Source organism: Sphingopyxis sp. LC81, from assembly GCF_000756375.1.
Classification (GTDB): domain Bacteria; phylum Pseudomonadota; class Alphaproteobacteria; order Sphingomonadales; family Sphingomonadaceae; genus Sphingopyxis.
Genome location: NZ_JNFD01000021.1, coordinates 466,997 through 482,569 on the forward strand (window position 1 = coordinate 466,997; position 15,573 = coordinate 482,569).

12 protein-coding genes are annotated in these 15,573 nt (G+C 65.0%); 10 read left to right on the forward strand and 2 right to left on the reverse strand.

Features of this window, described 5'->3' with window-relative positions:
- Position 1: 1 nt before the first annotated feature.
- Positions 2 to 1,948 carry a peptidylprolyl isomerase gene (locus FG91_RS12665; protein WP_037515362.1) on the reverse strand — a complete coding sequence of 649 codons (1,947 nt, stop codon included), beginning with the start codon at positions 1,946 to 1,948 and terminating at the stop codon, positions 2 to 4.
- A 181-nt stretch (positions 1,949 to 2,129) separates the two neighbouring features.
- Between FG91_RS12665 and tpiA the strand changes: the two genes are divergently transcribed.
- From tpiA to FG91_RS12715, 10 genes are all read left to right on the forward strand, one after another.
- Positions 2,130 to 2,882: a triose-phosphate isomerase gene (gene tpiA, locus FG91_RS12670; RefSeq protein WP_037515363.1), complete on the forward strand. Its 753-nt coding sequence runs from the start codon at positions 2,130 to 2,132 to the stop codon at positions 2,880 to 2,882.
- 70 nt (positions 2,883 to 2,952) lie between these two features.
- Positions 2,953 to 3,399: a preprotein translocase subunit SecG gene (gene secG / locus FG91_RS12675; RefSeq protein WP_052187543.1), complete on the forward strand. Its 447-nt coding sequence runs from the start codon at positions 2,953 to 2,955 to the stop codon at positions 3,397 to 3,399.
- 108 nt (positions 3,400 to 3,507) lie between these two features.
- Entirely contained in the window at positions 3,508 to 5,139 is a 1,632-nt protein-coding gene (locus FG91_RS12680) for a CTP synthase (RefSeq protein ID WP_037515364.1), read from the forward strand.
- 26 nt (positions 5,140 to 5,165) lie between these two features.
- Positions 5,166 to 5,849 carry a Crp/Fnr family transcriptional regulator gene (locus tag FG91_RS12685; protein WP_037515365.1) on the forward strand — a complete coding sequence of 228 codons (684 nt, stop codon included), beginning with the start codon at positions 5,166 to 5,168 and terminating at the stop codon, positions 5,847 to 5,849.
- A 449-nt stretch (positions 5,850 to 6,298) separates the two neighbouring features.
- The gene (locus FG91_RS12690; RefSeq protein WP_037515367.1) at positions 6,299 to 7,549 is read left to right on the forward strand and encodes a lipoprotein-releasing ABC transporter permease subunit; all 1,251 of its coding nucleotides are present in this window, start codon (positions 6,299 to 6,301) and stop codon (positions 7,547 to 7,549) included.
- Complete coding sequence (locus FG91_RS12695) at positions 7,542 to 8,219, forward strand: ABC transporter ATP-binding protein (RefSeq protein WP_037515369.1); 678 nt, start codon at positions 7,542 to 7,544, stop codon at positions 8,217 to 8,219. Before FG91_RS12690 ends, FG91_RS12695 begins: the two co-directional genes overlap by 8 nt.
- Positions 8,220 to 8,246: 27 nt before the next feature.
- Positions 8,247 to 8,723, forward strand: a complete 477-nt coding sequence (locus tag FG91_RS12700) for a glutathione peroxidase (RefSeq protein WP_037515371.1) — start codon at positions 8,247 to 8,249, stop codon at positions 8,721 to 8,723.
- Positions 8,724 to 8,762: 39 nt separating this feature from the next.
- Complete coding sequence (gene dnaE, locus FG91_RS12705; RefSeq protein ID WP_037515373.1) at positions 8,763 to 12,248, forward strand: DNA polymerase III subunit alpha; 3,486 nt, start codon at positions 8,763 to 8,765, stop codon at positions 12,246 to 12,248.
- A gap of 58 nt (positions 12,249 to 12,306) precedes the next feature.
- On the forward strand, positions 12,307 to 12,714 hold the full coding sequence (locus FG91_RS12710; protein ID WP_037515374.1) for a GFA family protein: 408 nt from the start codon (positions 12,307 to 12,309) through the stop codon (positions 12,712 to 12,714).
- Positions 12,715 to 12,819: 105 nt separating this feature from the next.
- On the forward strand, positions 12,820 to 14,418 hold the full coding sequence (locus FG91_RS12715; RefSeq protein ID WP_081940568.1) for a long-chain fatty acid--CoA ligase: 1,599 nt from the start codon (positions 12,820 to 12,822) through the stop codon (positions 14,416 to 14,418).
- Positions 14,419 to 14,458: 40 nt separating this feature from the next.
- Here the strand turns inward: FG91_RS12715 and FG91_RS12720 are convergent, their stop codons facing one another.
- Positions 14,459 to 15,547, reverse strand: coding sequence for a PA0069 family radical SAM protein (locus FG91_RS12720; protein WP_200878442.1), 1,089 nt, complete (start codon positions 15,545 to 15,547; stop codon positions 14,459 to 14,461).
- Between the last annotated feature and the right edge of the window lie 26 nt (positions 15,548 to 15,573).

Below are 15,573 nucleotides of genomic sequence, written 5' to 3' on the forward strand. Positions count from 1 at the left end.
CTTATTCGGCGACCGGCGCGGTGCCGGTCAGCTCGGCGCGCAGCTGGTTCACGAGATCCCTGTTGATCGTCACGCCGACGCGGCGCTTGGCTTCGGCGGCGAGCTGTTCGATCAGTTCGTTGCCGAAGGCGGGCGCGAGCGGCTGCGCGATCGCGGCGACGCGTGCGGGTTCGATCGACTTCGGATCGGGCCGCTGAACGTCATTGAGCGCGATCACCATCCAGCCGCGGTTGCCCGGAATTTCGAGCGTCTTGACGCTGTTCTTCGCCATCGAGAAGAGCAGGGCGAGTTCGGGCGGAACGGGTTTGCCGCCCGCGCCAAGTTCGGCACGGCGGCCACCGATCGTCTGGACATTGCCGATGTTCGGGCCGGCGGCGGCGACGGCTTCGCTGAGGGGCTTGCCGCCTTCGACCGCCTTGACGATCGCGCGGGCTTTGCCGCGGGCGACCTTCTGCCCCTCGGCAAAACGCCATTCGCTGAGCAAGTCGCCGCGGATCTGCGCGAAGGGCGGCGGCGCGGCGGCGGTGATCGACTTCACCGCATAAACCGCGAATTTCTCGTTCTCGACGAGCGTCGCGATATGGCCTTCGCCTTCACCGGCGGCCTGGAAAGCCTGCGCAACGAGCGGTGCCAGCTCGGGCGCGGGAGCGAAAGCCGGCTGGGCGGGCGCACGGCCGCTGGGCAGGATCGCGGGCGTTTCGACCAGCTGGAGTTTGCGGTCGGCGGCGATTTCATCGATCGACGCGCCGCCGTTCACGGCGTCCTGGATCGCGTTATAATAGTCGACGATCGCCTCGTTCGCCTTGTTCTTGGCAAGCTCGGTACGGATCTCGGCACTCGCGTCGGCGAGGCTGCGTGCGGGCTTCGCCGTGACGTCCTCCACGCGCGCGACGGTCCAGCCGAGGCCGGTCTGCGTCGGGCCGATCAGGTCGCCGCGCTTGGCGGCGAAAGCAGCCTTCGCGGCCGCGGCGCTGCTCGTCGCGGCATAGGCCGACTGGGTCAGATCGCCGGTGGTCGATGCCGAGAGGCCCGCCGCCTGCGCCGCGGCAGCGAGCGGTGTGCCGCCGCGAACCTTGGCGGCGAGCGCAGTAGCCGCCGCCTGATCGGGAACGATCACCTGCGCAAAGCGGCGCGTCTCGCTCGCGGTATATTGCGCGGCATTGTCCTTATAGACTTTGGCGATTTCGGCGTCGGTGACGGCGGGAACCGGTACCGCGGCGCGATCGAACAGCGCGTACTGGATCACGCGGCGCTCGGGGACGGTGAACTTGGCACTATTCTGCGACAGGAAGGTCTTCAGCGCGGCGTCACCGGGGTCGGCGGTCGGTGCGAAGGGGCTTGCCGGAATGAAGGTCGCCTGTCCGCGGCGCTGTTCCATCAGCAGGGCGGCATAGGGCTGCGCCATGCCCGGCGCGATCCGCGGCATCATGGCGATCGGCGCAGCGAGCTGTTCGATCAGGAGCTGCTGGCGCAGGTCGCGGCGAAGCTGGGTTTCGGTGAGGCCGTTCTGGCGCAGGAAATTTTCGAACACCGTCTGGTCGAACTTGCCCGATACGCCCGCAAAGGCGGGCAGATCAGCGATGCGGCCGTCGATCAGCCGCTTGCTGACGCCGAACCCCATGCCGGTCGCGAACTGGTCGAACGCGCTGCCTTCGACGAGTTGATCGAGCACCTGATCGAGCCCGCCGCCTTCGACGAACGCGGCCATCGTCAGCCCCGGCTGGCGCTGGCGCGCCTGGTCATAAGCCTGGCGCGCCCGGTCGCGCAGTTCGCCGACGCCGATCTGTTCGCTGCCGACCTTGGCGACATTGGCGCCGCCGAGCCCGCCAAAACTCGAATTGCCCGTCACGTCGCCCAGCGCGAAGGCGAGGCCGACGAGAACGACGAAGCCGAGGGCAAGGAATTTGCCGATCGTCGAGGCAAACATGGCGCGGATAGCGGTAATCATGGAGCGGGCATTCTTTCCGGCAGGGCGCGGGTCACGCGCGATTGCGCGCTGCTTTAGGCGGGAGGCGGTGCCGCATCAAGGCCGGAAAGGGGCTTTTCGCCCACACGCGACGCAGCTTGCCTATCGCGCCTATGCGCCGCTAGGGCGGAGGCAAGGTTCGAATATTGGGAGACGCAGACAAATGACGCGGCGCAAATATGTGGTGGGCAACTGGAAGATGAACGGGCTTTCGGCGGCTATCGGCGAAGCGCAGGCGATCTTCGCCGCGGCGGACGAGCATGCCGCCGTCGATGTCGCGATCTGCCCGCCCTTCACGCTGATCGGCGCCATGGTCGTCGCCGCGCCGGGCAAAGCGGTCGGCGGACAGGATTGCCATAGCGCCGCGTCGGGAGCTTTCACTGGATCGGTCGCGGCGGCGATGCTGACCGACATCGGCGCGAGCGTCGTGATCGTCGGGCACAGCGAGCGTCGCGAAGGTTTCGCCGAGAGCGACGCCGATGTGCGCGGCAAGGCCGAAGCCGGCCTTGCCGCCGGTCTGTCGGTGATCCTGTGCGTCGGCGAGCCGCGCGAGGTCCGCGAATCGGGCGGTGCAATCGACTATGTGCTCGCGCAGATCGCGGGATCGGTGCCGGACAGCTTCGACCCGCACCGGCTGGCCATCGCCTATGAGCCGATCTGGGCGATCGGGACCGGGCTGGTGCCGACGGTCGCCGATGTCGCGGCGATGCATGGCGCGATCCGCGGTGCGCTGGCGGCGCGGTTCGGCGGCGCGGCGGAGGATATGCGCATTCTTTACGGCGGATCGGTTAATGGCGAGAACGCCGCCGAACTGCTCGATGCCGGCGATGTCGACGGCGCGCTGGTCGGCGGCGCAAGCCTGACCGCGGCCAAGTTCGTGCCAATCATCGCCGCAGCGAGTACACTCGCGGGTTGAAGCGAAGCGCCTTCGTCTCTATGTGCGCCGCGGGCGCGGTCCGTTTGAGGCCGCGCAAGTTCGGGAAAATATGATGTCCAGTCTCTTCACCTTCATCCTCGTCCTGCAGGCGCTCGTCGCCGCGGTGATGATCGGCGTCATCTTGATGCAGAAGTCGGAAGGTGGCGGTCTGGGCGTCGGCGGCAGCCCCGCTGGGCTGCTTTCGGCGCGCGGCGCAGCGGATTTCATGACCCGTGCGACAACGATCCTCGCGACGGCCTTCGTCGCGCTGTCGATCGTGCTCGCAGCGATGGCCTCGGTCGGCCGCAGCGGCTCGACGATCGACACCTCGCTGTCGAAAACCGCGCAGACGAGCGGCGCGGCTCCGGCCTCGTCGCTGACTGCTCCGGCGCAGCAGGCTCCCGCCAATGCGGCGCCCGCCGTCGCGAGCGACGATCCGCTCGCCGCAGCAGCGGCCGCGGCGGCAAGCCAGGAAGCCGCACCGGCTCCGGCGCAGGCACCGCCCGCCAAGAAATAACCGGCGGCTTCGGCCTCCACCTTAAACCCGCCCGGCGGAAAATATTTCCGCCGGATGCGATTCGACGGCTTGCGCCGTCCCCCTCCCGTTGAGTAAGTCTTTCCTCCCATGGCGCGGTTCATTTTTATCACCGGCGGCGTGGTCTCCTCGCTTGGCAAAGGTTTGATGGCGGCTAGCCTCGCAGCCTTGTTGCAGGCGCGTGGCTATCGTGTCCGTATCCGGAAATTCGATCCCTATCTGAACGTCGATCCGGGCACGATGTCGCCCTATCAACACGGCGAGGTCTATGTGACCGACGACGGCGCCGAAACCGACCTCGACCTCGGCCATTACGAACGCTTTACCGGCGTTGCGGCGCGGCAGAGCGACAATGTCACCTCGGGCCGCATCTATCAGGGCATCATCGCCAAGGAACGCCGCGGCGACTATCTGGGCGCGACGGTGCAGGTCGTCCCGCACGTCACCGACGCGATCAAGGAATTTGCGCGCGCCGATATCGACGACCTCGATTTCGTGCTGTGCGAGATTGGCGGCACCGTCGGCGACATCGAATCGCTGCCGTTCATCGAGGCGATCCGCCAGCTCAAGAATGAAGAGGGACGCGAAAACGCGATCTCGGTTCACGTCACGCTGGTGCCGTACATTGCCGCCGCGGGCGAACTCAAGACCAAGCCGACGCAGCACAGCGTGCGCGAACTCGCCTCGCTGGGTGTGCAGCCCGACATCCTGCTCTGCCGCTGCGAAAAGCCGCTGCCCGAGAGCGAGCGGGCCAAGATCGCGCTCTTCTGCAATGTCCGCAAGGAAGCGGTCATCCCGGCGCTCGACGCCGACAGCATCTATTCGGTCCCCGTCCAATATCATGGCGAGGGACTGGACAGCGAAGTGTTGCGGGCGTTCGGCATCCACGACGCGCCCGCGCCCGACCTGTCGCGCTGGTACGACATCATGGACCGCAAGCAGCACCCTGAGGGCGAAGTCACGATTGGTGTCGTTGGCAAATATGTGTCGCTGCCCGACGCCTATAAATCGCTCAATGAAGCGCTGGTCCACGGCGGCATGGCGCACCGCGTCAAGGTCAATATCCGCTGGCTCGACGCCGAAATGTTCGAGCGCGACGAGGATCTCGCCGCCAACCTCGAGCCAATGCACGGCATTCTCGTCCCCGGCGGCTTCGGCGAGCGCGGCTCCGAAGGCAAGATTTCGAGCGTGCGCTTCGCGCGCGAGCGCAACGTGCCCTTCTTCGGCATCTGCCTCGGCATGCAGATGGCGTGCATCGAGGGCGCACGGAACACGAGCGGCATTGCCGACGCGTCGAGCACCGAATTCGGCCCGACCGACGAACCCGTCGTCGGCATGATCACCGAATGGATGAGCGACGAAGGCTTGCAGAAGCGCGGCGCCGACACCAACCTCGGCGGCACGATGCGCCTTGGCGCCTATGAGGCGAAGCTGTCGCCGAACAGCCATGTCGCGAGCGTCTATGGCGCGAACGACATCAGCGAGCGCCACCGCCACCGCTACGAGGTCAACAACGCCTATCGCGAGAGCCTCGAGAAGGGCGGTCTCGTCTTTTCGGGCATGTCGCCCGACGGCATGTTGCCGGAAATCGTTGAGCGTCCCGACCATCCGTGGTTTATCGGGGTGCAGTTCCACCCGGAACTCAAGTCGAAGCCGTTCGATCCGCATCCCTTGTTTGCGGGCTTCATCGAAGCGGCGGTAAAACAGAGCCGGCTGGTCTAGCGCCGGGCAAAAGGGGTGTAGGGGCAATGGATCACGCGAGACTCGCCGAGTTGCAGGGCCCCGACAGCATCTTTTCCGGACTTTCGGTCGAAGACTGGGCCGAAATCGCCAGCCGCGCGGTGCAGGTCAATTTCGTCAAGGGCAAGGAATTGCTCGTCCAGGGCGACCCGGGCGACATGATGCTGATCCTGACCGAAGGCACCGCGCGTGTGTCGATGCTGACCTCGGGCGGCCGCGAAATCGTGCTCGCCTATGCCGAACCCGGCGCGATACTGGGCGAGATCGCGCTGCTCGACGGCGGCGAACGCACCGCATCGGTGACCGCGACGAGCGCGGGCAGCGCGCTCCAGCTTGGCCGCAATGCGCTCAAGGATTTCGCCGCGAGCCATCCCGAATTCGCCTGGTCGCTGATGCAGCAGCTCGCGCGGCGGCTGCGCACCGCCGACCAGACGATTGAGAGCGACCGCGCCTATGCGTCGGGCCCGCGGCTTGCACGTTATCTGAAACGCTTGATTCGCAAGGATGTCGAAGCGTCGCAGCGCGTCGAACTCAGCCAGACTGAGCTCGGCAATTTCGCAGGCATGAGCCGCGAACATATCAATCGCCAGCTCAAGAGCTGGGAGGAATCGGGCGTGATTTCGCTCGAGCAGGGCCGCGTGCGCGTGCTCGATGCCGATATGCTGGAAGATATCAGCGAGAGTGAGGGCTAGTTTAGCCGTCGCCCCCGCGAAGCGGGGGGCCGCTGGCAATTTACGCAGCGACGCCGGGTCAGGGGGACAACGGCCCCCGTCTTCGCGGGGGCGACGCTTCGCGTCGGAATCACAACGCCCGGGCCTCGCTTTGCGAAACCCGGGCGCCTGTGACGAACACTCGCCATCCCCCTTTGTTGCAGGCCTGGCGAAAGGCCTGCACTCCCTGGAGCCGGGCCTTTGGGCCGCGTTGAACCAGAAGCAGCGTGGGTAGGTCCGCGGGGGGGCTTTGTCACTCTCTGACGGGCACTTGGCCCTGCTTTTGCCGGGCGCTGTGACCTATCGGCAACACATTCAGCAAATCATTTGCGGTTTGACGCCATGCCGGCGGCCATTGCCAGCGGTGGCGGCGCTGCCTAAAGCGGCGCTATGCGTGTCATTCCTCATGCGCCGCAAAGGCACACCGCTCCATGATCCTGCGTCCTTACGAACGCACCATCTTCAAACGCTATATGCTTCCGCAGCGCGGCGAAGGGTTCATCTTCGTCGCGGCGGCGTTCAGCTTCACAGCCGTCATGCTCGGCGTCGCGGCGCTGGTGATCGTGATGAGCGTGATGAACGGGGTGCGCAGCGACCTGTTCGACAAGATTGTCGGCCTCAACGGTCATGCGGTGGTGCAGGGCTTCGGCGGGCGGCTCGACGACTGGCAGGATGTGCTGAAAAAGGCGAAGGCGACGCCGGGTGTGGTTTCGGCGACGCCGCTGATCGAGCAGCCCTTGCTCGGCACCTTCAGCGGACGCGTCGAGGGCATATTGGTGCGCGGCATGCTGGTGCCCGACATCCGCAAGAACGAGACGCTGAACGGCAAGGTCTTGCAGGGCAGCCTCGACACGCTGACCCCCGGATCGGGCAATATCGCGATCGGCAGCGAACTCGCACGCAATCTCGGCGCGACCGTCGGATCGAACCTGACGATCATCAACCCCGCGGGGCGTTCGACGCCGTTCGGCACCGTGCCGCGCGAGATCAGTTACCGTATTTCGGCGATTTTCGAGATCGGCGTCTATGATTTCGACAAAGCCTATGTCGTCATGCCGATGGAGGATGCGCAATTGCTCCTGCTGACCGGCGACCAGGTCGGGATGATCGAGGTGAAGACCAGCGACCCCGACAAGGTCGGCGAAATATTGCGGCCGCTCGCCGAAAAGGTCGCGGCGCAGGCGGTCGTGTCCGACTGGCGATCGATGAACGCGAGCCTGTTCGAGGCGCTGTCGATCGAGCGGGTGGCGATGTTCGTGATCCTGTCGCTCATCATCCTCGTCGCGTCGTTCAACATCATATCGTCGCTGATCATGCTGGTGCGCGCAAAAACGCGCGACATGGCGATATTACGCACGATGGGCGCGCCGCGCGATGCGGTGATGCGTATCTTCATGGCGATAGGGCTTTCGATCGGCGTTGCGGGAACCATCGCCGGGATGATCGTCGGTTTCGCGCTGCTCTATTTCCGTCAGGGCGTGCTGCGCGGGGTCGAGTTCCTGACCGGCCAGCCTTTGTGGGATCCGTCGATCCGGTTCCTCACCGAACTGCCGTCAAAGCCCGATCCGTTCGAGATCACAGCGATCGTCATCATGGTGATTGTCTTCAGCTTCCTCGCGACGCTGTATCCCGCCTATAAAGCCGCCAATACCGACCCCGTGCAGGTGCTGCGTTATGAGTGATGTTGCGCTGGAACTGGTCGAGCTGAAGCGCAGCTTCACGCAGGGCGACGTCACGATCGACGTGCTGCGCGGCGTCAATGCCACGCTGAGGCGCGGGGAGATTGTCGCGCTGCTCGGTCCGTCGGGATCGGGCAAGTCGACGATGCTGCAAGCCGTAGGCCTGCTGGAGGGCGGGTTCGACGGAACGATCCGCATCGACGGCGAGGATGTAACGCGCTTCGAGCAAGGCGAGCGGACGAAGACGCGGCGCGAAAAGATCGGCTTCGTCTATCAGTTCCACCATCTGCTCCCCGATTTCAATGCGATCGAGAATGTTGTTCTGCCGCAGCTGATCCGCGGCGCAGGGCAAGCCGAGGCCGAGGAACGCGCGGCGGATTTGCTCGGGCGGCTGGGGCTGGGCGAGCGCTTGCATCACAAGCCGAGTAAGCTGTCGGGCGGCGAGCAGCAGCGCGTCGCGGTGGCGCGCGCACTGGCGAACCGGCCCTTGCTCGTGCTCGCCGACGAGCCGACGGGCAATCTCGACGAGGCGACCGCCGACCGGGTGTTCGACCAGTTCGTCAACCTCGTGCGCGATCATGGCTCGGCGGCGCTGGTAGCGACGCACAACGAGCGGCTCGCGGCGCGGATGGACCGCGTGCTGCGCTTGCACGACGGGCGGATCGAGGCGTAGGCTCGCGCGATCAGAAGGGGACGGATTATGGCATTATACGATCTTTCGGCGAAGCTGCCCGGCGGCGGCACGCAATCGCTGGCCGACTATCGCGGTAAGGTGCTGCTGATCGTCAACACCGCGTCGAAATGCGGCTTCACCCCGCAATATGAGGGGCTGGAGGAGCTTTACCGCGACTATAAGGACCGCGGGCTCGAAATCCTCGCCTTCCCGTGCAACCAGTTCGGCGCGCAGGAACCCGGCGATGCCGCAGAAATCGCGAATTTCTGCTCGCTGACCTATGACGTCAGCTTTCCTTTGATGGCGAAGGTCGACGTCAACGGCGACGATGCCGATCCGATCTTCAAGCATCTGAAGAAGGAAAAGACCGGCCTGCTCGGCAGCGGGATCAAGTGGAATTTCACCAAATTCCTCGTCGATCGCGAAGGCAAGACCGTGTCGCGCCACGCACCGACGACCAAGCCCGAACAATTGCGCAAAGAGATTGAGGAACTGCTGGGTTAAGCCTTGGCAGAATCAGTGCTGTCACTGTAGCGTCATCGGATGGCCTTCAGCCCCTTTGTCCCCCTGCGCGTCTTTTCCAGTTTCACCATGCTGGAGGGAGCGATCGAGCCCAAGTTGATCGCCAAGGCGGCCCGCGAACGCGGGTTTCCGGCGATTGCGGTCGCCGATCGCAACGGGCTCTACGGCGTCATGGCATTTGGCGAGGCGTGCAAGGCGGCGGGCGTGCAGCCGATCGTCGGCACGCTGCTGAGCGTCGCGCGCCCGGGGCAGCGGCTCGCGAACGGCGCGCCGATCATCGACTGGCTCGCGCTCTATGCACAGGACAATGCCGGCTATGACAATCTCTGCGCGCTCGTGTCGGCGGCGCATCTCGGCCGCCCGGTCGAGCAGGATCCGCATGTGCTGCTGTCCGACATCGCGGGCAAGACCGACGGGCTGATCTGCCTGACCGGTGGCGGCGAGGGTGCGCTCGCGCGGCTGCTCGCAGGCGAGCAGAAGAGCGCCGCCGACGATTATGTCGAGCAATTGGAAGCGCTGTTCGGCGGGCGGCTCTATATCGAACTGTCGCGGCGCGGCGATGCGACCGAAATCGCTGCCGAAGCGGCGCTGATCGATCTGGCATATGCGCGCGCGCTGCCGATCGTCGCGACCAATCCCGCGAACTTCGTCGAACCGAATTTCCATCCCGCGCACGACGCGATGCTGTGCATCGCGCAGTCGGCCTATGTCGAGAGCGAGGACCGCCGCGTTTCGAGCCCCGAAGCCTGGCTGAAACCCGCCGAGGCGATGGAAGACGCTTTCTCGGATCTGCCCGAAGCCATTCATAACACGCTCGTCGTCGCGCAGCGCTGCGCGTTCATGGCGCCGAAGCGCGCGCCGATCCTGCCGAGCCTCGCCGGCGACCGCGAGGGCGAGGCGGCGCAGCTCAAGGCCGACGCGCATGCGGGGCTCGCGGCGCGGCTCGCGCATTACCCCGACCTGACCGACGAAGATCGCGAAGCCTATGTCACGCGCCTCGATTTCGAAGTCGACGTCATCGTCCAGATGGGCTTCCCCGGCTACTTTCTGATCGTGGCCGATTTCATCAAATGGGCGAAAAATCACGACATCCCGGTGGGTCCGGGGCGTGGTTCGGGCGCGGGCAGCGTCGTCGCCTGGGCACTGACGATCACCGATCTCGATCCGCTCAAGCTCGGCCTGCTGTTCGAACGCTTCCTCAACCCAGAACGCGTGTCGATGCCCGATTTCGACATCGATTTCTGCGAAACGCGGCGCGGCGAAGTGATCCGCTATGTGCAAGAGAAATACGGGCGCGACACGGTGGCGCAGATCATCACCTTCGGTAAGTTGAAGGCCCGCGCGGTGCTCAAGGACACCGGGCGCGTGCTCCAGATGAGCTATGGCCAGGTCGACCGGCTGGCGAAGCTGGTGCCGAACCATCCGACCGATCCCTGGACGCTCGAACGCGCACTGAACGGCGTTGCCGAGTTGATGACGGAATATAAGCAGGACGACGGGGTGCGCCGCCTGTTCGACATGGCGCGCCAATTGGAAGGCCTGCCGCGGCACAGCTCGACCCATGCGGCAGGCGTGGTGATCGGCGATCGTCCGCTCGACCAGCTCGTCCCGCTCTATCGCGATCCGCGTTCGGACATGCCGGTGACGCAGTTCGACATGAAATATGTCGAGAGCGCTGGGCTGGTGAAATTCGATTTTCTGGGCCTCAAGACGCTGTCGGTGCTCAAGGAAGCACGGCGCCTGCTCGCGCTGCGCGGGATCGACGTCGATCTCGACACGCTCGCGTGGGACGATAGCGAGGTGTACGAACTGCTCCAGCGCGGCGAGACCGTCGGGGTGTTCCAGCTGGAATCCGAGGGCATGCGGCGTACGCTGTCGGCGGTGAAACCGACCAATTTCGGCGACATCATCGCGCTCGTCGCGCTCTACCGTCCGGGGCCGATGGACAATATCCCGCTGTTCGGTGCCCGCAAGAACGGGCGCGAGGCGATCGCTTATCCGCATCCGCTACTCGAAGGCATCCTTGCCGAGACCTATGGCATCTTCGTCTATCAGGAACAGGTGATGCAGGCGGCGCAAATCCTGGCGGGCTACAGCCTGGGCGGCGCCGACCTTTTGCGCCGCGCGATGGGCAAGAAGGTCCAGGCCGAAATGGACGCGCAGCGCGAGACCTTCGTCAAGGGCTGCGGCGAGCATAACCAGATCGCGCCCAAGGCGGCGAACGAGCTGTTCGACTTGATCGACAAATTCGCGGGCTATGGCTTCAACAAGAGCCACGCAGCCGCCTATGCATTGCTGTCGTACCAGACCGCGTGGCTGAAGGCGCATTATCCGCACGAATTCTTCGCGGCATCGATGTCGTTCGACAGCCATCAGACAGACAAATTGTCGATCTTCATCGACGATATGCGCCGGCTCGACGTCGGAATCGCGCCGCCGTCGGTCAACGACAGCGAGGCCGATTTCTCGGTCGGCCGCAACGACGATGGGCTGACGGTTCGCTATGCGCTCGGCGCGCTCAAGGGCGTGGGCGAAAAGGCGATGGAGGCGCTGGTCGCCGAGCGCGCCAAGGGCGATTTCGCATCGCTCGACGATTTTGCGAGCCGCATCGATCCCAAGCTGCTCAACCGGCGCCAGATCGAGGCGCTGGCGGGCGCGGGGGCGTTCGACTGCATCGAACCCGACCGTCCGCGCGCCTTTGCCGGCGCCGAGAGCCTGCTCGCTTGCGCGAACAGCTCGGCGCATGAACGTTCGACGGGGCAGGGCGGCCTGTTCGGCGGCGATATCGCGATCGCCCCGGCGTTGCAGCTGCCTGCCGCCGAGCCGTGGACGCTCGCCGAACGCATGACGCGCGAAAAGGACGCCTTTGGCTTCTATTTCTCGTCGCATCCGGTAGAGCAATATGAGGCGATCATCGCGGCGCGTGGCGCGCGGTCCTACGGCGACATTTGCGCCAATGTCGAAATGACGCCGGGCACGCGCATTCCGATGACAATGGCGGGCATGGTCGAAAGCGCGCGGCCGCGCGTATCGCAGCGCGGCAATCGGTTCCTCAACCTGACGCTTTCCGACCGCAGCGGGCAGTTCCAGTCGAGTTGTTTCGACGAGGGCGCGGGCAAGATACTCGAGGCGCTCGCGGCCGATGGCGGCTGCGCGATCCTGTCGGTCGAGCTCGACCTGCTCGAGGGCGAAGAAACGCCGCGCGTCACGGTGCGCGGCGCGCAGCCGCTGGCCGAAATGGCGGCGACAGCGGCGCTGGAGCTGACATGCCGCGTCGCGCTTCCCGATGCGATTGCGGAGATGGCGCGCCTGCTCGAACGGCGCGACGATGCACGTGGGCGCGTGTTCGTCCTGACCGAAGACCCCGACACCGGCGACGAACTTTGTATCAACCTCGGCCGCGGGTTCGCGCTGGGGCCCGATGTCGTTTCGCGGTTCGAAATGGTGGCGGGAGTCAGCGACGTGGCGCTGTCGCTGTTCACGCCCAAGGATTTTCGGGCGCGTTAGCGATCCACGGTCGCCGAGGTCCTTCGGTAACCGTCCAACATGAAACAGGAGGTATGGAATGAGCCGAACGATTGCCGGTGCATGTCTTTGCGGCGCTGTCAGCTTCGAGATTTCCGGTGAATTTCACGCCTTCTATCTTTGCCATTGTTCGCGATGCCGCAAGGGCAGCGGATCGGCGCACGGCGCGAACCTGTTCTCGGCAACGGCAAAGCTCAACTGGTTGTCGGGGGAGGACAAGGTGAAATCCTATCATCTTCCCGCGACCCGTCACCAAAGAAACTTTTGCACCGAATGCGGGTCGGGGCTGCCGCGCGAAGTGATGCAGGGCGCGATGCTCGTCGTCCCGGCTGGAAGCATCGACAGCGCGATCGATATCCGGCCGACTGCCCATATCTGTTGTGACAGCCGCGCTGGATGGGACGCCGATCTGGAGACGGTTCCAAAGATTGGCGGGCTTCCCGGCTGATCGCGTCGCGGTTTTCGCGCCGGCCCATCCGTTGACGCTTGCGTAAACCGCGTTCCTCGCCTTATCCGTAAGGCAAGTAAGAGAGAGGAATGCCTGATGTCCGGAATGCAGAGCCAGCCGCTGCTGGTCACCAGCCTGATCGACCATGCCGCGCGCGAGCATGTCGATCGCGAAATCGTCTCGCGCTGGGCCGACGGCAGCCAGACCCGTACGACATGGGGCGAGGTCGGGCACGACGCGCGCCGCTTCGCCGCGGCGATGGTCAAGCTGGGCATGAACAAGGGCGACCGCATCGCGACGCTGGCGATGAACCACGGCCATCACCTTGTCAGCTGGTACGGCAGCGCCGGGATGGGCGGCGTGCTCCACACGGTGAACCCGCGGCTGTTCGACGAACAGCTTATTTACATCATCAACCATGCCGAGGACCGTGTGCTGCTGTTCGATGCAATGTTCCTGCCGATCGTCGAGCGGCTGCGCCCGCAATTGCCGACGGTCGAGCATTTCATCCTGTTCGACGCCCCGGCGCAGGGCAGCTATCTGTCGTACCGCGACGTGATCGACGCCGAGGATGGCAGCTTCGAATGGGTGCAGCTCGACGAACGCGACCCGGTCGGGCTTTGCTATACCAGCGGGACGACCGGCAATCCCAAAGGGGTGCTCTATGAGCATCGCTCGAACGTCATTCACGCGATCACCGAAATCCAACCCGACGTGTTCGGCCTGTCGAATCGCAGCGTCATCCTGCCGATCGTGCCGATGTTCCATGCCAACAGCTGGGGCGTGCCCTTTGCCGCCGCGACGGTCGGGGCCAAGCTGGTATTCTCGGCGACTAACGATGCGCAGGTTCTCTGCGACCTGATGCACGACGAGGGCGTGACGCACAGCGCCGGCGTGCCGACGGTGTGGATCGCGATGTTCGCGCATATGGACGCGACCGGCATCGGTTACGGCAAGCTCGAGCGCGTGATCATCGGCGGCTCGGCGGCGCCGCGCGCGATGATCGAACGGTTCATGCGCGCGGGGATCGCGGTCGGCCATGCGTGGGGGATGACCGAAACCAGCCCGATCGGGACGATGGGCAAACGGCCGTGGAACTGGGACGAGCTGAGCTTCGACGAACAGGTCGACATCGTGTGCCGCCAGGGTTGCCCGCCGTTCGGTGTCGAGCTGCGCATCGTCGATGACGAGGATCATGTGCTGCCGCGCGATGGGGTGACGAGCGGGCGGCTGCAATGCCGCGGGCCGTGGATCATCCAGCGCTATTTCAAGGCCGATACCGATGCCGCCGATACCGAGGGCTGGTTCGACACCGGCGACGTCGCGGTGCTGCACCCCGATGGCGTCATGCAGATCACCGACCGTGCGAAGGATGTGATCAAGTCGGGCGGCGAGTGGATCAGCTCGATCGAGCTGGAAAATGCCGCGGTCGGTGCGCCGGGGGTGCAGGAAGCGGCGGCGGTTGGCGTCTATCACCCGAAATGGGACGAGCGGCCGATCCTGTTGATCGTCAAAAAGCCCGGGGTTGAGGCGGACGAGGCGGCGATCGTCGAGTATCTGAAGGACAAGGTCGCCAAATGGTGGCTGCCCGACGAGATCGTCTTTGTCGACGAACTGCCGCACACCGCGACAGGCAAGATTTTGAAGCGCCAGATCCGCGACGATTATAAGGATTACAAGCTGAAGTCGCTGGTGGGAGCGTAGGGAGAACGTCGTCCCGCGAAGGCGGCGGCAAGGATTATTCTCAGAACAACTCCATCTGCCCGTCGCGCTCGGGCGGCCTGAACAGGTCGCTGCGGATCGGCGGGAAGCTGCGGTCCATGCCATGTTCGCGTGCGGCGCGTTTGACGCGGGTGCGGATTAGTTGTGCCCAGACGCCGTGGCCCTTCATACGCGTGAAGAAATCAGGGTCATTGTCGCGGCCACCGCGGATGTCCTGCACCATATGCATCACCTTGTCGGCGCGGTCGGGGTAATGCGCCGCCAGCCAGGCGCGGAACAAGGGCGCGACCTCGAACGGCAGGCGCATCAATATATAGGACACGCGGATCGCGCCGGCGTCCGCCGCGGCCGCCATGATCGCCTCGATTTCGTGGTCGGTGATCGCGGGGATGATCGGCGAGATGTTGACCTGCGTCGGCACGCCGGCGTCGATCAGCTTGCGGATCGCGGCGAGCCGGCGGCGCGGGTGCGGCGCGCGGGGTTCGAGCGTTCTCGCGATGGCGGGATCGAGCGTCGTTACCGATACCGCGACGCCCACCAGATTGTCGCGCGCCATGTCGGCGAGCAGGTCGATATCGCGCAGGACGCGGTCGGATTTGGTGGTGATGATCAGCGGGTGGCGCGTCTCGGCAAGGACTTCGATGACCGACCGTGTGATGCCCCATTCGCGCTCGATCGGCTGGTAGCCGTCGGTGTTGGTGCCGATCGCCAGCGGTGCTGCGGTATAGCCGCGCTTCGCGAGTTCGGCGCGCAGCAGCTTTGCGGCGTCAGGCTTGGCGAAGAGCTTGCTTTCGAAATCGAGCCCGGGGGACAGGTCGTGGAACGCATGGGTCGGGCGCGCAAAGCAATAGATGCAGCCATGTTCGCAGCCGCGATAGGGATTGATCGAGCGGTCGAAGCTGATGTCGGGCGATTTGTTCCGCGAAATGATCGTCTTGGGATGCTCGACCGTGACCGTTGTGCGCAGCGGCGGGGCGTCGCCGTCGATGTCCTCCGCCGCGTCGAGCCAGTCGCCGTCAAGGACGCGCTCGGCCGATCCGGTGCGTGTTGGGCGCAGATTGGTCGGCGCGCCGCGGCCCGCGATCGGGGGGAGGGGTTTGGACGATTCCACCGGTGGATCATAATCCTCCGGTGAGA